Origin of the sequence: Rhodopila sp. (genome assembly GCF_965276935.1) — a bacterium.
Classification (GTDB): Bacteria; Pseudomonadota; Alphaproteobacteria; order Acetobacterales; family Acetobacteraceae; genus Rhodopila.
The window spans coordinates 2,393,538-2,410,604 of record NZ_CBDIBS010000004.1; the positions used below are offsets into that span (position 1 = coordinate 2,393,538).

Genomic DNA, 17,067 nt, shown 5'->3' on the forward strand with positions numbered 1-17,067 from the left:
CCGCAAGCGGGATCACCAATGCTTGCTCGGCCGGTGCCGGTATCCGCTTCGACAACAAAGATGACCTTCCCCACGCTGACGCCTCCCGAATGCCGATAGACAACGATCTTTACGGGTGTCGGTTCCACAGGGTGCGGCGGGCGGCTTGTTGCGACGGGAAGGGGCCGCGGCTGGCGTGAGATCAGGCCGTGTTCGTCCGCTCCAGCAGAAACGGCACCACCGCCGCCAGGAACCGCTCGGGCGCCTGCAACTGCGGCACATGCGCGCATCCATCCAGCACCGCCAGACGGGCATCCGGCAATCCCGCCGCGACCTCATGCGACATGGCGGGCGGTGTTGCCTCGTCCTGTGATCCCACCAGTGCCAGCATTGGCAGCCGCACCCCAGCCAGCGCCGGCCGCAGGTCCATCGTGGCAAGCGCCTCGCAAGCCGCGATGATCACCGCCGGATTGGATTGCAGAAAGCGCGCCCGCCGTTCCGCCACCAGCACCGGGTTGTCGGCATGGAAGTCCGGCGCGAACAGCCGGCGCATCGCGGTATCGGCGATCGTCCCCAGCCCGTTCGCCGCCGCCCGCGCCATGCCGCGAAACGCCTCTCGTCCCGGCTCGGAAAACGCCGCCCCGGCATCCGCCAGCACCAGTTGCTCCGCCACCGCCGGATGGCGGATCACCGCCTGCAAGGCGACGAACCCGCCGTAGCCGTTCCCCAGCAGCCGCACCGCCCGCCCGCCGGAGAAGTCGCGTATCGCCGCCGCCACCCGATCCGCGACGGCAGCCAGCCCGTCCGCCACCGCGACCGACCGGCCAAATCCCGGCAGCGCCGGCAGCATGACCCTGAACCGCGCGGCCAACGGTGCGACCACCCGATCAAAACTCGACCGGTCCGCCAGCAGCGAGTGCAGCAGCACCAGCGGCGGCCCCTCACCGGCCACCAGGGCCTCGATCGTCCCGTCCGCGAACATCCGGTCCATTGCATACATCCCATACCTGTCTTGACGTGATATATCACGAGCCGCATCTTCCGTCACAGGAGGCGACCAGGTCATGCTGCTACGCGAAAATGTCTATGACGCGCTGCGCGTCGCCATCCTGACCTGCGACCTGATGCCCGGACAGGATCTGCGGGAACAGGATCTCGCCGCCCGCTTCACCGTCAGCCGCTCCCCGGTCCGCGATGCCCTGCTGCGGTTGGCCGGTGAGAACCTGGTGACCGTCCTGCCCCGGCAGGGCTACCGCGTAAACCAGATCTCCATCCAGGACGCGCAAGACATCTTCGGCCTGCGGCTGGTGATCGAGCCGGCCTGCGCCGCCGCCGCCGCGCTGGCCGGTTCCGCCGAACAGCAAGTCTTGGACCCATTCCGTGTTCTCACCCTTGACCCAAACACGCAGGGCGCGTTCATCCGCCACAACCGGGCATTTCACGCCGCCGTCGCGGACTTGTCGGGCAACCGGCGGATGGCGGCGGTGGCGCGCGATCTGGTGGAACAGTCGGACCGGCTGGTGCGCACCAGCCTGCGCCTGTTGCGCGACGAGGACGCCAGTCGGCTGGTCGCCGAACACGCCGCCATCGTCGATGCGATCCAGGCACGCAATGCTGCCCTAGCCGAGACCCTGTGCCGTCAGCACATCGCCGACGCCCTTGCCCGCGTCCTGGCCGGGCTGCGCCGGATGATCGACCCGACCAACCAGAGGAAGTCCCCATGTCCGCCGTGAACGCAGGCCCCAGACTGGACCGGCTGCCGGTCTCCGCCTTTCACCGCCGGGTGTTCGTCCTGGTCGCGATCGGCATGTTCTTTGACGGTTTCGACATCTACATCGCCGGCACCGTGCTGGGGACAACGCTGCACACCGGCTTCTCGACCATGGGTCAGAACGCGTCGTTCGTGTCGATGACCTTCGTCGGCATGATGCTGGGCAGTTTCTTCACCGGCTTCCTGGGCGATCGCTTCGGCCGGCGCTTTACCTATCAGGCGAACCTGGCGCTGTTCGGCCTGGCCTCCCTGGCGGCGGCGTTCGCGCCCAACATGACCGTGCTGATCGGGCTGCGCTTCCTGATGGGCATCGGCCTAGGGGCGGAGAACGTCGTCGGCTACGCCACCCTGACGGAATTCGCCCCCGCCCGCGACCGCGGCCGCTGGCTGGGCTTCCTGGCGGTGGTCGTGGTCACCGGCCTGCCGATCGCGGTGCTGATCAGCACGGTGATGATCCCGGCATTCGGCTGGCGCAGCATGTTCGTCCTCGGGGGCATCGGGGCGCTGGTCGTCTGGTATATCCGCAAGTCATTGCCGGAAAGCCCGCGCTGGCTGGAGTCGGTCGGCCGGTTCGCCGAAGCCGAGACGCTGCTGCGACGGATCGAAGCCGAGGCCGCGCCCGGCCTCAATCCGCCCCTGCCGAAACCGCCCATGCCGGAATCGCCCGTCCTGGCCAGCGCGGCCGCACCGCCTTCGCGCGCGTTGAGCACCTTGTTCGCGCCGCCGCTGCTGGCGCGCATGGTGCTGGGGTGTATTGCGCTGATTGTCATCAACACGCTGATCTACGGCTTCATCACCTGGCTGCCGGCGTTCTTCGTCAAGCAGGGGCTGTCGATCGCCACCAGTTTCAATTTTACCCTGATCATGTCGCTTGGTGCCCCGGTCGGCGCCACCATCGGTGCGCTGACGGCGGATCGCTGGGGCCGCAAGCCGACCTTGGTGGGCGCCGCCGCCCTGGCGATCATCTTCGGCGCGATCTACCCCTTCATCCATGATCCCGCGCTGCTGCCGATCGTCGGCCTGGCGTTGACCATTCCGATCTACGTCCTGGTGGCGCTGCTGTTCGGCATCTATATCCCCGAGCTGTTCCCCACCGAGGTACGCCTGCGCGCCGCCGGCATCTGCAACACCTTTGGCCGCGGCGCGACCATCCTGACCCCGTTCATCGTTGTCAGCCTGTTCACCAACTACGGCATCGTTGGCGTACTCGCGATGATGATCGGCCTGCTGGCCGTGCTGATCGTCACGGTGCTGGGACTTGGCATCGAGCCGCGGCAACGCAGCTTGGAAGAACTGGCCAGCCAGCCGGATGAACTGCCCGATCCCGCCTCCGCCGCCGCCCGATAGGACCACGAATGGACAGCATCACCTTCGAACGTCAGCCGCAGGCCGAGACGGAACGGCGCCGCAAGTTGGTCGGGCAGGGGCGCTACACGGCGGATGAGCAATTCGCCGGTGCCGCGCATGCCGTGTTTGTGCGAAGTCCCCACGCACATGCCCGCATCGAGGCGATCGACACATCCGAAGCCGCGGGAATGGCCGGCGTCGTGCGGGTGCTGACCGGACAGGATTGCCTGGACGCCGACCTCGGCAATTTCCCCGTTATCGACCGTATCGGCAAAGACCTGATCATCCCGCACCGTCCGGTGCTGGCGCACGACATCGTCCGCCATCCCGGCGAAGCCGTGGCCTGCGTCATCGCCGAGACCCAGACGCAGGCGATGGACGCGGCGGAGGCCGTGCGGGTGGACTATGCCGCACTGCCCGCCGTGGTCGGGATCGTCGAAGCCCTGGCGGATGGCGCGCCCACGGTTCATCCGGCCGCGCCCGGCAACGTCGTGCTGCGCCACCAGTCCGGCAATGCCGATGCGGTGGCGGCGGCGATGCGGTCGGCCGCCCTGGTGGTCGAAACCGAGATCACGTTCCCTCGGCTTGCCCCGGTCACGCTGGAGCCCCGTGCCGCCGCCGCGCGCTGGGACGCCGCCACCGCCACCTATGACATCCGCGCCCCGCACCAGGGCATCAACGAGATGCGCCGCGACTTCGCCGCCGTCTTCGGCCTGCCTGGCACCCGCTTCCGCATCCTGCCAGGCGAGGTTGGCGGCGGCTTCGGTCCCCGCAACATCGCCTATCCCGAATACGCCGCCATCCTCCTCGCCGCTCGGCTGACCAATCGCCCCGTAGTTTGGCATGGCACCCGCAGCGAGTCGTTCCTGACCGACATCCAGGGTCGCGGCGTGCGGGTGCGCGGGCGGTTGGCACTGGATGCCGCCGGCAACTTCACCGCGCTGTCGATGGCGTATGATGCCGACCTGGGCGCCTATATCTCGCCGGTCGCGGCGTTCGCCGCCGTCAACAACCCGCTGCAATCGCTGACCGGCTGCTACGCCATCCCGGCCGCCCATGCCGTATTCAGGATGCTGCTCACGCATGCCGTCCCAACCGGCCCATACCGCGGCGCCGGCCGTCCCGAAATGGCCCTGCTGGTCGAGCGCCTGGTGGACAAGGCCCGTCAGCGGCTGGCGCTGGACCCGTTCCTGCTGCGCGAGCGCAACGCCATCCCCCCCGGCGCCTTCCCCTGGACCCTGCCCAGCGGCGCCCGCTACGACAGTGGCGACTTTCCCCGGTTGATGCGGACCGCTCGGGCGGCCTCGGACTGGGACAATTTCGAGACCCGACGGGCCGCGGCGGCGGCCCAAGGCGCGGTGCTGGGGCGAGGGACAGCGCTGTTCATCGAAGTCTCCGGCGGTGGCGGCGCGCCGGACGAGGCCAGCCTGACGCTGTCGGCCGTCGATGATCGCGCCGTGCTGCTGGTCGAGACCGTGACGGCGAGCACCGGGCAGTCGCATGCCCGGACCTTTGCCAACATCGCCTCGGCGCGGCTGGGGCTGCCGGAAGCAGCCGTCGAACTGCTCGCCAGTGATCCGGGCACCGCGTTGTCGGGGGCAGGGTCTTATGCCTCGCGCAGCACGATCGCCGCGGGCAGCGCGGTCGCGCGAGCCGCCGACGCGATCGCGGACCGGTTGCTCTCGATGGCCGGGCTGCGCGCCAATTGCGCGCCGGACGATCTGCACTTGGCGGATGAATGCGTGCTGCGTGTCGATGGCAGCGCCGTCTGCCGGCTGATCGACCTGCTGACCGAACCGTTGACAGAGATCGGCAAGGTGGCGCCGTCAAACGCCTTCGCCTCTGGCTGTCATGTCGCCGAGGTCGTCATCGATCGGGATACCGGGGTGGCGGTGCTGACCCGCTATCTGGCGGTGGACGATGCCGGCGTGACCATCGACCCCCAGGCGGCGCAGGCGCAGATCCAGGGCGGCATCGCGCAAGGCGTGGGTGAGGTCTTGGGGGAGGAGGCGGTGATCGATCCGGCATCCGGCCAGCCCTTCGCCGCCAGCCTGATGGATTACGCGCTGCCCCGCGCCAATGACTTTCCCGACTACCGGGTGCTGGAATGCAATACGCCGTCGCCGTTCAATCCGCTGGGTGTGAAGGGCATCGGCGAGGCCGGGACGACGGGCGCGTTATGCGCCGTGACGAACGCCGTGGCGGATGCGCTTGGCGGACGGGATTTGCCGGCGATGCCGTTCACCGCGCAGCGCCTGTGGCGGGCGATGGTGGGGTAAGTAAGGCGAGGGCTCCGCCCCTCGACCCCGCTAAGGGCTGACGCCCTTGGAACCCATTTAGGGGTTTGGGGGGAGAGGGGGCTACTCAGTCGTCGCAATCGCCTCGGTCGCCCCCTCTCCCCCCAAACCCCTGGACGGGGATCAAAGGGGCATCAGCCCCTTTGCGGGTCCAGGGCGGAGCCCTGGCCTTACCCCATCCACCCCGGCACCGGCAGGCCCTTGCTCCGCAGGAAGTCTGGGTTGAACAGCTTCGACTGGTAGCGTGATCCGCCATCGCACAGGATCGTCACCACGGTATGGCCCGGCCCCATCGAACGCGCCACCCGGATCGCCGCGGCGATATTGATCCCGGCGGAGGTGCCGACCGACAGCCCTTCATGGATTAACACCTCGAAAATCTGCTCCAGCGCTTCGGCGTCGGGAATGCGTTCGGCGTCATCGATCTGCACGCCATCCAGATTATCGGGCACGCGGGATTGGCCGATGCCCTCGGTGATCGATGATCCCTCGATCGTCAGGTCGTTGTGCTTCACCCAGCCGTACAGACCGCTGCCGAGCGGGTCCGCCAGCACGATGTGAATGCCAGGGTTATGCGCCTTCAGCGCCAGGGAGACTCCTGCCAGCGTGCCGCCGGTGCCACAGGCGCAGGTGAAGGCGTTGATCTGGCCGCCGGTCTGTTCCCAGATTTCCGCGCCGGTGCCGGTGCGATGGCCTTCCCGGTTCGCCAGGTTGTCGAACTGGTTGGCCCAGATCGCGTTGCCGGTCTGCTCCGCCATCTCCTCGGCCAGCCGGCGAGACAGGTGGACGTAGTTGCCGGGGTCGCGATACGGCTTCGCTGGCACCAGGCGCAGATCGGCGCCGATCATCCGCAGGAAGTCGATCTTCTCCTGGCTCTGGGTTTCCGGCATCACGATCACGCTGCGGTAGCCGCGGGCGTTGCCGACCAGGGTCAGGCCGATGCCGGTGTTGCCGGCGGTGCCTTCCACGATGGTGCCGCCGTCCCGCAAGGTGCCACGTTCCTCGGCATCACGAATGATCGCCAGGCCGGCGCGGTCCTTGACCGATCCGCCGGGGTTCATGAACTCCGCCTTGCCCAGGATGGTGCAGCCGGTTGCCTCCGACGCGCGTTTCAGCTTGATCAGCGGCGTGTTGCCAATCGCCTGAGCCAGGTCTTCCTGCCAGTTGGCACGATGATATAAGGCGGTCATTAATCCCCTCTTTCCCCAGCGGAGCGTGCAGTATGGTCGAGAATGTCCCCCCAACCCAGACCTGGGAAGCCCTGAAGGCAAATCCAGAGGCACAGCTTGTCGACGTCCGCACCGATGTGGAGTGGAACTTCGTCGGCGTCCCCGACCTGGAGGTGGCCGCGAAGCAGGTGCGGCTGATCCCATGGCAGGTTTATCCGTCGATGCAGCGGAACGCCTCGTTCGAGGACAACCTGAAGCAGGCCGGCCTGACCGCCGATAGCCACATCTACTTCATCTGTCGCAGCGGCGCCCGCAGCATGGCCGCGGCCCAGGCCGCGCGGGCCGCCGGCTTCCCGCATGTGTTCAACGTGGCGGACGGGTTCGAGGGTCCGGTTGACGCCGATAGCCATCGCGGCAGCACCGCTGGCTGGAAGGCCGATGGGTTGCCTTGGTTGCAGCGGTAGGCGGGACGTGGCGGTGGCCGGAACGGATACAGTGAAACAGACCAGAGAAGTCAATGGATCGAGTGGCGCTGAAATGAACGGCCCCCTGGCGTTGGACCATGTTGGTGGTTCCGAGCATGCCAGGGGCTTTGGCCAGGGCGACTTTTCGAGCCGTCATGAAGCCAGGCTACTCATCGTATGGCATCAAGTTATCGCAGCTGCAGCGAGAGCTTGAGACCCGGTTCAGCTCCACCATTCTCAGATTTCCTTGGTTGAACCGACGGATCTGAACATCTCCAGGACGAGATCAATGAAGTTGCGCAGCTTGGGGGATGGGTGCCGATCCGGCAGGGTCAGCAGATGAAGTGGCAAGGATGGCGTGGCTTGGTCGGCCAGCAGGTGGATCAGACGCCCGGACGCGATGTCGTCGGCAACCAGGATTTCGGGCTGCAGGATGATGCCCAAATGCTCCAGCGCGGCGGCGCGAAGGGCCTGTCCATTGTTGACGCGCAGGCTCCCGCCGACCTGGATCGCGACGTCGCCCTCCGGACCGGCGAAACGCCACACCCGCGGCTCGCCGGCATAGGTAAAATCAAGGCAATTGTGGGTTTGCAGCTCTGCCGGCGTGCGCGGATGCCCATGCGAACGTAGATACGACGGCGAGGCACATGCGACCAGCCGCAGCGGCGGCAAGGCCCGGGCAATCAGGCCTGAGTCTGGCAACGTGCCAGCCCGGACCGCGACGTCGAGTTCGTCGGCAAGCAGGTCAAGACGTTGGTCCTGTAGCACGAGATCGACCTGCACTTCCGAATGGCGGCGCAAATACGCGGCAATCATGCCAGGCATGACGGTCGTGCCGAGCGTCATTGACGTGGTGACGCGCAATAGGCCACGCGGCTTGGACTGCATCAGGTCGGCGGCCCCTTCGGCGATCTCGATATCGAGCAGGATGCGCCGGCACTGCTCGTAGTAGGCGCGGCCGAATTCGGTGACGCTCTGCTGCCTGGTTGTCCGGTTGAGCAGCAGCGCGCCGAGCCTTGCCTCAAGGTAGCGCACATGGTTGCCGATCATGCTGGGCGACAGCCCTTGGTCAGCGGCCGCGGCAGCAAAGCTGCCTCGCTCCACAGTCCGGACGTAGCTCTCCATCGCGATCAGGCGATCCATTCGAGACCTCCATTCACGAGTGTCATTAATAATCACTACTTTAAGCAGTCGCGGTCCGGTTTACATCAATCTCAGCAAACCGGAGATCAATATGCCTGAAGCTATCAACACTTTCGTTGTTGGCGCAGCCGGTCGCTTCGCCGGGCTGGTCGTGCCGGCGCTTGCCAGGCGGGGCGTTCGGCCACGCGGGCTTGTTCGCACGCCGGAACAGGCCGTCACGGCGCGCGGCAACGGTGCCGGCGAGATCGTCCTCGGCGACCTACGAGACAGGGCAAGCGTGGAGGAAGCACTCAAAGGCGTGGAACGCGCGTTCTATATCTCACCCGTCTTCCAGGACGACGAGGCAGCGATGGGCATCGGCTTCGTGGAAGCGGCCAAACGGGCGGGCGTGAGCCGGATCGTGTTCTCCACGATCATCCATCCCTCGCTTGAGCTGCGGAATCATTCATCGAAGAGGCCGATCGAGGATGCCCTGTTCAGGTCGGGTCTGGAATGCACCCTGCTCCGCCCGGCGGTGCTTTATCAGAACCTGGCCGCCGCCTGGCCGACCGTGATCAAGAGCGGCGTATTGGCCGAACCGTTCTCCTCGACCGCCCGGATCGCGCGGGTCGACTACCGCGATGTCGCCGAGGTGGCGGCAATCGCCCTGACAGAGGACCTGCTGCTCAACGGGACGTTTGAGCTGAGTGCCGACGGCGGACAGAACCGCGAGCAGGTGGCTGCGACCGCCAGCCAGGTATCGGGGCGGACGATCAAGGCCGCGGCACCCAGCTTCGAGGAATGGGTGGCAAAGGCCCATCTCCCCTACAACGCCGAGCAGAAGCGCCAGCTCGGCGCAATGTACGCCCACTATGACCAGCACGGGCTGCTCGGTAACCCGTTCACGCTGCGAACGATCCTCGGCCGCGAGCCCCGCTCGATGCATGAGTTCTTTGCCGACCTGATGGACGGAACGCCGACCACGATCGCCTGAGGGTTCCAAGCCCGGACTTCGGAAAACCGAAGTAACACTTTACACACAAAACGGAGGAAGGCTGGATGACAATTCTCGTTGTCGGCGGTACCGGGCAAATCGGAAGCTTGGTGGTCAGCAAGCTGGCCGAGCACGGCGCCGAAATCGTCGTGCTGACTCAGCATCCGGAAAAGGCGCAACTGCCACCTGGGGTGCGGGCGGTCAAAGGCGATGTGCTGGACCCTGAGACGATTAGAGCCGCGTTGCGGGGCGTCGACACGCTGTTCCTCCTCAACCCCGTCGTCGCCGATGAACTGACGCGAGCGCTGCTGACTTTGCGGCTCGCGTCGGATGCTGGATTGAAGGGCATCGTCTATTTCTCGATGGCCAACGCGGATGCACTCGTGGACGTGCCGCATGCGGCTGCGAAGTATGCTGGCGAGCGGATGATCGAGAAATTGGATCTGCCTGCGACCATCCTGCGTCCGAACTACTTTTTCCAGAACGACGCGATGATCAAGGAGGCGCTTCTCGGCAAAGGCGTCTACGCGATGCCCATCGGCAACACCGGCGCCGCGATGGTCGACATCCGCGACATCGCGGATGTCGCGGCGCTTGAACTGCTGAAGCGTGACCGCGCCACGCAGAGGCTGCCGCGCGACCTCATAGACATATCGGGTCCCGAGATCCTGACCGCCAACAGCATTACCGCGATCTGGACGGATGTGCTTGGCAAGCCGATCGGCTATGGCGGCGGCGACCTGGATGTCTTCGAACAGCAGAGCCGCGCGCATATGCCGTCCGCGATGGCTCTTGACGTCACGCTCATGTTTGACGGCTGGCAGAAGATTGGGGTGTTGCCGATGCCGGGAGCCATCGAACGCCTGACAGCGATGCTTGAGCGGCCGCTACGCACATATCGTGCCTTCGCCAAGGAAACAGCGGCGCAGTGGCGTTCCTGACGCAGTTGGCTCCGGAAGGTCCATTCGCGATGGATCTTCCGGACCTTCCCTGCACAGAGCAAATGTAGCCTTCGACCACGGATGTCGATGAGCTGCCCGGGCGGGGGTTATGCCTTTCGGTCCGACGTTTCGGAGAAGCGTCAAAGCCGCGCCCAAAAATGCGAATGGGTACTACGGGCTTCATCCGGTAGCATTCGGGCTCCTGCCCGACCTGATAGTCCGGCCCGCAGCGATGGGATGATCATCGTTGGGCCACTCATGCCACGGGCGCATCAACCGTCAGCCGCAGCACTGCCATCCAGGGGAAGCGCGTATCCAGGACAATCCCCTCCGGCGTCGCCAGCTTTCCATCATTCGTCACCGGAACGCTATTCATCGTCACCGAGTCCTCCACATTGCCGCCAATCACCGCGATCTGCCCCGGAACCATCGTATCCACCACGATATCGCAGTGCGAGGTGAACAGGCCGGGCGTCGGCAGATCCTCATAGCGCAGGCCGCGAGCCGAACCGCGGCCGAAACAGATCAGATCACCAGGCCGCGGCGCGTAGTCTTGCACGCGTTCGGTCGCCACCAGCCATTCCGTCGTCTGCCCCAGGGAAACCCGCCGAGCCGCGTTGATATAGTCGGCATGGTCGGCGGAATAGGGGAAACGCCGCCCTGCCCCGGCAATGCGCATAACATAAGAAACGAAAGCCGCCGACCACGCGTAGTCGCCGTCCTGATCCGGTGGAAACACCATGCCCTGGCCATCATGCTTGCCGGTCCAGCCGCTTTCGGCCGATTCGGCGTTCAAGCCGAACCACCAGTATTCGCCGACCCGCTGCCACAGGCCTTCCTGCCGTTCCGGCTTGATCGTTCGGCTGGCATCCACGTCCGGGTCGGCCCGGTTCTGTCCGAACAGCCGCCACTCCCGCAGCGCGATGGCGACCACGGCGTCCCGGGAAAACGGCTCGAACGGAACCTTGGCGAAGGGTGGCACGTGGGCGTCAGGCATTGGTCTTCCCATGCAGGCGGTTAGCACGAACAGCAGCGGAATGAGCAGCCAGCGTATTGCCTTGGCGTTGACCCGACTCATTGAGAGCTTCCCTTTATCCGCTGGCGGATCAAGCCTTGCAAACCGCCCAAAAGAATGTTTCGGTGAAGAGATATCAAATCGTCGACAATGGCGCACCTTCATTTCCACGTCATGGCAAACGCGGACCCGCCACGAGACGTGAATCAGATCAACCGGTTCGTCATGCTCCGTTATTGCCGGTCTATGACAGAACGATCGCCTGAACGGCCGCATAATCCGTTAATGAAGTAGTAATAAACGCATGCGACAACCGGCACAGGCTTGCCGTCTTCATGCCGTCGGAAAAAAGTTCCTGCTGATGATCATGCGCCGATCCGCCTTCGTCCACCTGCTCGATCTTGCTGGCGCCAGCACGCTGGCAATTCATGCCGTCACACAGATGCGGGTCACCGTCACGTCCGATGTGGTTCGGCTGATCCGCTGGTTCGATCAGCCGGTTGAACTGGAGACCGCACTGTCCGAACTCGCCGAGGCCCTGGGCTCCGACCCAGCGACGGTCCGGGCCTGCGCTCTCATGCTGCTGGAACGCGGCATCCTGAGCGACCTGACAGCCGAACAGGAGCATCAGGCAACCACGCGTGTGATGACCGGCGTGCATGGCCGCGATCCGACGGCGGAACTCGACCGCTATCGCCGCTCGCACATGGAAGGTGCGCATCCATACTGGGCGGTCGAGGCGCCGCATGCCCTCGCCGGTGCGACCGGCTTGCGGCGACGGCTCGACGTGCTGCTGCTGGGCGACTGCGATGTGCAGATGGAAGCGGACTTCCTGCGGCGTGAGGCGGCACGTCGCGGCGTCGACCTTCGTGCCGCCGCGTCTTTCGCCAGCGACATCGAACTGGCCCGCGAACGGCGGCACGACGCCATCATCATTGGCGCCCTGCAAGCCAGGCACGCCATCGTTCTGGGCGATCCGGAGCATCACAACGGCGATCCCGCCAGGGTCTATGTCGAGGCCGTCGAGACCCTACTGAAGAAGCTGCGCGCGATCACCGCCGCGCCAATCCTGATCGACGGCCTGCCTGAGCCGACGGTTCAGCCGCTGGGTTACGCCGATCGCGGCATCCACAGCCACCGCAACCGCTTCCGCCGCACCAACCTGGCACTGGCGCAATGCGCCGAGACCTTTCCCGATGTCCACCTGGTCGATGTCGCGGCGGCACTCGGCGCCGCGGGCAGCGCAACCCTGCTGGACGATGGCCTGGTGTCATTCACCCATTTCGGTTCCGCCGGCTGGATGCTGCAACGCCCCGCCAATGAGCTTGCCGCGGTTCACCACCAGTTCCCGGACATGCAGCCGCTGGCGGACCATGTCGGCGGCGATCCCTATCGCCGGGAAGCGGTCATGGCGCGCGTCCACATGGACACGCTGTCGATCGCGCTCGCCCTGGAACGAAAGAAATGCGTCATCGTCGATCTGGATGGCGTGCTATGGCCCGGGGTGCTGGCGGAAACCGGCAGCCCGTTTGCCTGGACACCGGAGATCGGCGGCCCGAATTCCTACGTCGGGCTGTACTTCGGCATCCATGAGGCCCTGCGCATGCTGCGCCGTCGCGGCATCCTGCTGGCCTGCGTCAGCAAGAATGACGAGGCGACGGTGCGGGCGCTCTGGCAGTATCAGCAGCACGATCCGCGCCACCGGCTGTTGCGGCCCAACCATTTCGTCAGTTCGCGTATCAACTGGCGGGACAAGGCGGAAAACATCCGCTCCATCGCCGAGGAACTTGGCTTCCCGCTGGACGACTTCCTGTTCGTCGATGACAGCGCGCGGGAGCGGGAGCGCATCCGCCAGACCCTGCCGGATGTCGCGGTGCTGGGCGAGGACCTGTTCGCGCTGCGCCGAATCCTGCTGACCGATCCGCGGCTTCAGCCGTCGCGGCTGACCGAGGAAGCCGCCCAGCGCAGCGAACTGGTCAAGGCGCAACTCGATCGTTCCAAGCTGCGGGCCAGCCTCGTGGATGAGAGCAGCTTCGTCGCCTCGCTCGCGGTTGTCTCGACCGTCGAACAATTGGCCGTTGAAACGGCGACGCCGGTGGTGCTGGACCGCATCAGGGAACTGATCGCCCGCACGACGCAGTTCAACGCGACCGGCCGCGCTTTCGCGCTGGCGGAACTGCGGCGGCTGATCGACAGCGGCGAAGGCAAGGTGTTCATCCTGCGCATGCGCGACCGTCTGGCGGATCATGGCCTGGTGGGTGCCGCGGTCGTCGTGGCCGGCGAGATCCTGAACTTCGTGCTGAGCTGCCGTGTCATCGGCCTCGACGGCGAGCGTGCGCTGCTGGCCGCGATAATCGACAGCGCCAGAGGCCAGGTGCCGGAACTCCTCGGCCGCATCCTGGCGACTGACCGAAACATCCCGGTCCGGCATCTTTATGCGGACAATGGCTTCACCGATTGTGGGCAAGGCTGCTGGGCGATGGCCCTGTCGCTGCCGGAGTTGACCGACTCAATCGAAACAATGTTCAAGATCGCCGACAGACTTGTTCCGGACATGGCGCCAGCGGTCCCATGAAAAGGAAACCAGTTGCATGAGTGCGACACTTCACCGGTCAACCTCGGCGCATGACGTATTGCCGGGCGATCGGCCGCCTGGCTGCTACGGCATGACAACCGAAGGGAAATTCTACTCGTTTGAAGAGCAGTATGGCCGGCCTGTGATCCTGATCCTAGCGGGTGCCGATGCGGTGCCGAAGCTGACAGCGCTTTTCGGCGACTTTGCTGCGTCCCTGGCGACGTTTTCCGCCCGCAACGCCGACGTGCTGCTGGTGGTGGACGACAATCCGCGGCGGCTGTTTCAAGGCGATGGACCCCCGCTTCGGACAGTGGACTGCGGCGGCTTCCTCGACCGCTGTGGCGTCGGCCCGCGCGACGGCCTGGTGCTGGCGCTGGACCGCAACCTGCGCGTGGCATTGCGTCTGCTGCTGCCGGCACAGCAATCGGATGCCATCAAAACCTGCCTCGACAGCCTGGACCAGATGTCGCACGACTCGTCCTCTCATGCAGCTCAGCCGGCGCCGACCATCGTGCTTCCGAACCTTCTGCCGCGCGATGTCTGCCGATCCCTGATCGAGCGGTTCGAGAACAGCCCCACCATCGATGGCGAGGTGGCGCGGATTGATGCCGACGGCATCGTGCGCAGCGTGATCGATCACAAGAAGAAGCACCGGCGTGACATGATGATCGCGCCGGACGAAGAACTGCATGGGATGCTGCGGGATACCTTGCTGCGCCGCTGCGTCCCGGAGATCGCCAAGGCTTTCCAGGTGCATGTTTCACATACCGACCGCATCCTGATCTCACGCTACGACGACAAGGGCGGCTGGTTCCGCCGCCACCGCGACAACGTGGCCGAGAACGTCGCGTTTCGGGAGTTCGCACTGTCGCTCAACCTCAACACCGAAGATTATGCCGGCGGCCACCTGTTGTTTCCTGAATACAATGATCATCACTACCGCCCACCGACCGGTGGCGGCGTGATCTTTTCCACAGCAATCCTGCACGAGGCAGCACCGGTCGTCAGGGGTTGCCGCTACGTGCTGCTGACGTTCTTTCACAGCGCGGCGGCCGAAGTCCGCCGTCAGGCTTACACTGCCCGGACATCGGCTGGCTGAGGCTGGCTCGGCTAGTGCAGTGTCCCTTACGTGCTCGGTCGCCTGGCCATGACGAACTGGTGCAACCTGATCGGAAACCGCTCTAACGCCGTTCCGGAAACAGCGCCAGCAGCCCTTCGGCGGAGGCCGCGCAGCACCCTCGCTCGGTGATCAGCCCGGTCACCAGCCGAGCCGGGGTGACGTCGAAGGCGGGGTTGGCGGCGCGGCTGTCGGTGGCGACGACGCGCATCGTGGCGATCGTTCCGTCCGCCATCTGGCCGGTCATGTCGGTGACCTCGGCGGCGGCGCGTTGCTCGATCGGGATTTCCGCCACGCCGTCGGACACGGTCCAGTCGATGGTGGAGGACGGCATCGCCACCCAGAACGGCACATCGTTGTCCCGCGCCGCCAGGGCCTTCAGGTAGGTGCCGATCTTGTTGGCCGCATCGCCGGTGCGGGTGACCCGGTCGGCGCCGACAATGACCAGATCGACCATGCCGTGCTGCATGAAGTGGCCGCCGGCATTGTCCGCCACCACGGTATGCGGGACACCGTGCTTGCCGAGTTCCCACGCGGTCAGCGCCGCACCCTGGTTGCGCGGCCGCGTCTCGTCCACCCAGACGTGCAGATCGATCCCGGCATTGAACGCGGCGTAGATCGGCGCCAGCGCGGTGCCCCAGTCCACCGTGGCAAGCCAGCCGGCATTGCAGTGCGTCAGCACGTTCACCGCATGCCCCAGGGGACGCCCCAGGGGACGCCCCATGCAACGCGGCTGCCGCGCCGCCGCCTGGATCAGCGGCAGCCCATGCCGGCCAATCGCCTCGTTCCGCGCCACATCCTCATCGGCGATCAGCGCGGCTTCTTCATAGGCGACGGCGACGCGTTCGGATGGCAGGGTGTTGCGCAAGCGGGTCAGCATCCGCTCCAGCGCCCAGCGCAGGTTGACCGCCGTCGGCCGGGTCGCGCCGATCAGCTCGGCGTCCCGCTCCATCGCCTCGGTCGAGGCATCATTCCGCAGCGCCAGGCACAGCGCATAGGCGGCGACGGCACCGATCAGCGGCGCACCGCGCGCCTGCATGGAACTGATCGCGTGGGCCGCCTGATCCCGCGTCACCAGCCGCACGACATCCAGCGACCAGGGCAGCTTCGTCTGGTCGAGGATGTGAACCGACCAGCTGTCTTCGGTGTCAACCCAGACGCTGCGATAGGCGGTGCCGTTTATTTTCATGGCCTGATGCTCATCGGGCGGAGATCCGCTGCGCCAGTACGCATACCAAGGTAAACAGGCGGCGGGCGGTGTCAAAATCTATGTCGATCTTGCCGGCCAGCCGCTGCGTCATCAGGTCCGCACCTTCGTCATGCAGGCCGCGGCGACCCATGTCGATCGCCTGGATGCGGGCCTCACGGCCTTCCTCGACCGCCTTAATGTGACTGTCCACCAGCAACTGGTAGTCCTTCACCAGCCGCCGGAACGGCCCCAGCGCCAGCCCTATGGCGGTCAGCGGCTGACCGGCGGCATCGCGGATGTCGAAAATCAGCCGACCTTCCAGAATCGACAGATGCAGGGCATACGGACCTGGCTTGTCAGTGCCGATCAACGGCGCGAAGTGGTTGGCGGCAGCAAGGTCGGCGACCGCCTGCTCCCGGTCCGCTTCGATGAACGGCGGCAGGTTGGCGGGCTGCTCGCCATCCAGGATCACACGATCCAGGCGAGCGGCCCGTGTCGTGGCCTCGGTCATGCCGGGTCGGTCTCGGTCTTCAGCATGTTCAGCGTCAGCATCAGTCCCACCGTGCCGCCCTTGACCGGCCGCAGCAAACCTAGCGCCAGCAAGACTGTCAGCGGCAGGAAAATCACCGACATCAGCCAGAGCGGCGGTTCGTCCATGCGGTCCACCATATACAGCAGCGGCACGATGACATGGCCCGTGATCAGGATGGTGATGTAAGGCGGCGCATCGTCGGCGCGTGCCGAACCGAGCGGCGCGCCACAGTTGTCGCAGGCTGGAACCACGCGAAGAAAGCCGTTGAACAGGTGCGCCTTGCCGCATGCCGGGCAGCGGCCCAGCAAGCCGCGTCCAATGGCGGTGGCCATTGGCGGATGCGGCCAGGATCGCGTCTTGGTCGGCGGTGTCGAGGGCAGTTCGGCCGGCCAGCGTGTCGGGGTCATCTGCGGGTCCTTCAGGCCATCATGGCGAACGTCACGATTCAACTGGTGGCCTGCCCCCGAAGTTCGCCATATCTCGTGACGGACGGTGGGAATAAGCAGGCCACTGCGAACAAGGAATTAGTGGCCGGGGTTCGGGTTCGCCCACTAC

General features: G+C 65.7%; 15 protein-coding genes. 8 read left to right on the top strand and 7 right to left on the bottom strand.

The window, feature by feature from the left end; all coding sequences use genetic code 11:
- Nucleotides 1–181: 181 nt before the first annotated feature.
- Complete coding sequence (locus ACQY4S_RS27430; RefSeq protein WP_428488349.1) at nt 182–970, bottom strand: alpha/beta fold hydrolase; 789 nt, start codon at nt 968–970, stop codon at nt 182–184.
- Between the two features lie 73 nt (nt 971–1,043).
- On the opposite strand from ACQY4S_RS27430, the gene ACQY4S_RS27435 reads away from it, so the two are divergent.
- Genes ACQY4S_RS27435 through ACQY4S_RS27445 form a run of 3 tightly spaced genes read left to right on the top strand, consistent with a single transcriptional unit; the run spans nt 1,044 to nt 5,376 of the window.
- Entirely contained in the window at nt 1,044–1,712 is a 669-nt protein-coding gene (locus tag ACQY4S_RS27435; protein ID WP_428488350.1) for a GntR family transcriptional regulator, read from the top strand.
- Nucleotides 1,700–3,097, top strand: a complete 1,398-nt coding sequence (locus ACQY4S_RS27440; protein WP_428488351.1) for an MFS transporter — start codon at nt 1,700–1,702, stop codon at nt 3,095–3,097. The genes ACQY4S_RS27435 and ACQY4S_RS27440 overlap by 13 nt, the downstream gene beginning before the upstream one ends.
- 8 nt (nt 3,098–3,105) lie before the next feature.
- Complete coding sequence (locus tag ACQY4S_RS27445; RefSeq protein WP_428488352.1) at nt 3,106–5,376, top strand: xanthine dehydrogenase family protein molybdopterin-binding subunit; 2,271 nt, start codon at nt 3,106–3,108, stop codon at nt 5,374–5,376.
- Nucleotides 5,377–5,564: 188 nt separating this feature from the next.
- Here the strand turns inward: ACQY4S_RS27445 and ACQY4S_RS27450 are convergent, their stop codons facing one another.
- The gene (locus ACQY4S_RS27450) at nt 5,565–6,584 is read right to left on the bottom strand and encodes a cysteine synthase A (RefSeq protein ID WP_428488353.1); all 1,020 of its coding nucleotides are present in this window, start codon (nt 6,582–6,584) and stop codon (nt 5,565–5,567) included.
- Nucleotides 6,585–6,616: 32 nt separating this feature from the next.
- Here ACQY4S_RS27450 and ACQY4S_RS27455 point away from each other — a divergent pair, with 32 nt between their 5' ends.
- The gene (locus ACQY4S_RS27455) at nt 6,617–7,027 is read left to right on the top strand and encodes a rhodanese-like domain-containing protein (RefSeq protein ID WP_428488354.1); all 411 of its coding nucleotides are present in this window, start codon (nt 6,617–6,619) and stop codon (nt 7,025–7,027) included.
- 237 nt (nt 7,028–7,264) lie between these two features.
- On the opposite strand, the gene ACQY4S_RS27460 is transcribed toward ACQY4S_RS27455, so the two are convergent.
- Nucleotides 7,265–8,170, bottom strand: a complete 906-nt coding sequence (locus ACQY4S_RS27460; protein WP_428488355.1) for a LysR substrate-binding domain-containing protein — start codon at nt 8,168–8,170, stop codon at nt 7,265–7,267.
- Between the two features lie 91 nt (nt 8,171–8,261).
- Here ACQY4S_RS27460 and ACQY4S_RS27465 point away from each other — a divergent pair, with 91 nt between their 5' ends.
- Both ACQY4S_RS27465 and ACQY4S_RS27470 read left to right on the top strand, forming a co-directional pair.
- Complete coding sequence (locus ACQY4S_RS27465; RefSeq protein WP_428488356.1) at nt 8,262–9,143, top strand: NmrA family NAD(P)-binding protein; 882 nt, start codon at nt 8,262–8,264, stop codon at nt 9,141–9,143.
- Nucleotides 9,144–9,208: 65 nt separating this feature from the next.
- Entirely contained in the window at nt 9,209–10,084 is an 876-nt protein-coding gene (locus tag ACQY4S_RS27470; protein ID WP_428488357.1) for an SDR family oxidoreductase, read from the top strand.
- Between the two features lie 256 nt (nt 10,085–10,340).
- On the opposite strand, the gene ACQY4S_RS27475 is transcribed toward ACQY4S_RS27470, so the two are convergent.
- Nucleotides 10,341–11,162, bottom strand: a complete 822-nt coding sequence (locus ACQY4S_RS27475; RefSeq protein WP_428488358.1) for a DUF2272 domain-containing protein — start codon at nt 11,160–11,162, stop codon at nt 10,341–10,343.
- Between the two features lie 304 nt (nt 11,163–11,466).
- Between ACQY4S_RS27475 and ACQY4S_RS27480 the strand changes: the two genes are divergently transcribed.
- Entirely contained in the window at nt 11,467–13,674 is a 2,208-nt protein-coding gene (locus ACQY4S_RS27480; protein ID WP_428488359.1) for an HAD-IIIC family phosphatase, read from the top strand.
- A gap of 16 nt (nt 13,675–13,690) precedes the next feature.
- Entirely contained in the window at nt 13,691–14,773 is a 1,083-nt protein-coding gene (locus tag ACQY4S_RS27485; RefSeq protein WP_428488360.1) for a 2OG-Fe(II) oxygenase family protein, read from the top strand.
- An 82-nt stretch (nt 14,774–14,855) separates the two neighbouring features.
- On the opposite strand, the gene mtnA is transcribed toward ACQY4S_RS27485, so the two are convergent.
- Genes mtnA through ACQY4S_RS27500 form a run of 3 tightly spaced genes read right to left on the bottom strand, consistent with a single transcriptional unit; the run spans nt 14,856 to nt 16,919 of the window.
- A complete protein-coding gene (gene mtnA / locus ACQY4S_RS27490) occupies nt 14,856–15,980 on the bottom strand; it encodes an S-methyl-5-thioribose-1-phosphate isomerase (RefSeq protein ID WP_428488361.1) in 1,125 nt (374 codons plus the stop codon).
- Nucleotides 15,981–15,990: 10 nt separating this feature from the next.
- Nucleotides 15,991–16,491 (bottom strand): UPF0262 family protein, encoded by a 501-nt coding sequence (locus ACQY4S_RS27495; protein ID WP_428488362.1) that lies wholly within the window; start codon nt 16,489–16,491, stop codon nt 15,991–15,993.
- Nucleotides 16,488–16,919, bottom strand: coding sequence for a DUF983 domain-containing protein (locus ACQY4S_RS27500; protein WP_428488363.1), 432 nt, complete (start codon nt 16,917–16,919; stop codon nt 16,488–16,490). The genes ACQY4S_RS27495 and ACQY4S_RS27500 overlap by 4 nt, the downstream gene beginning before the upstream one ends.
- Between the last annotated feature and the right edge of the window lie 148 nt (nt 16,920–17,067).

Coding starts and splice junctions, on each gene's coding strand:
- ACQY4S_RS27430 (WP_428488349.1), bottom strand. CDS start 970: ATGGACCGGATGTTCGCGGACGGGACGATCGAGGCCCTGGTGGCCGGT.
- ACQY4S_RS27475 (WP_428488358.1), bottom strand. CDS start 11,162: ATGAGTCGGGTCAACGCCAAGGCAATACGCTGGCTGCTCATTCCGCTG.
- ACQY4S_RS27450 (WP_428488353.1), bottom strand. CDS start 6,584: ATGACCGCCTTATATCATCGTGCCAACTGGCAGGAAGACCTGGCTCAG.
- ACQY4S_RS27485 (WP_428488360.1), top strand. CDS start 13,691: ATGAGTGCGACACTTCACCGGTCAACCTCGGCGCATGACGTATTGCCG.
- ACQY4S_RS27455 (WP_428488354.1), top strand. CDS start 6,617: ATGGTCGAGAATGTCCCCCCAACCCAGACCTGGGAAGCCCTGAAGGCA.
- ACQY4S_RS27445 (WP_428488352.1), top strand. CDS start 3,106: ATGGACAGCATCACCTTCGAACGTCAGCCGCAGGCCGAGACGGAACGG.
- ACQY4S_RS27460 (WP_428488355.1), bottom strand. CDS start 8,170: ATGGATCGCCTGATCGCGATGGAGAGCTACGTCCGGACTGTGGAGCGA.
- ACQY4S_RS27435 (WP_428488350.1), top strand. CDS start 1,044: ATGCTGCTACGCGAAAATGTCTATGACGCGCTGCGCGTCGCCATCCTG.
- mtnA (WP_428488361.1), bottom strand. CDS start 15,980: ATGAAAATAAACGGCACCGCCTATCGCAGCGTCTGGGTTGACACCGAA.
- ACQY4S_RS27500 (WP_428488363.1), bottom strand. CDS start 16,919: ATGACCCCGACACGCTGGCCGGCCGAACTGCCCTCGACACCGCCGACC.
- ACQY4S_RS27495 (WP_428488362.1), bottom strand. CDS start 16,491: ATGACCGAGGCCACGACACGGGCCGCTCGCCTGGATCGTGTGATCCTG.
- ACQY4S_RS27480 (WP_428488359.1), top strand. CDS start 11,467: ATGCGCCGATCCGCCTTCGTCCACCTGCTCGATCTTGCTGGCGCCAGC.
- ACQY4S_RS27470 (WP_428488357.1), top strand. CDS start 9,209: ATGACAATTCTCGTTGTCGGCGGTACCGGGCAAATCGGAAGCTTGGTG.
- ACQY4S_RS27440 (WP_428488351.1), top strand. CDS start 1,700: ATGTCCGCCGTGAACGCAGGCCCCAGACTGGACCGGCTGCCGGTCTCC.
- ACQY4S_RS27465 (WP_428488356.1), top strand. CDS start 8,262: ATGCCTGAAGCTATCAACACTTTCGTTGTTGGCGCAGCCGGTCGCTTC.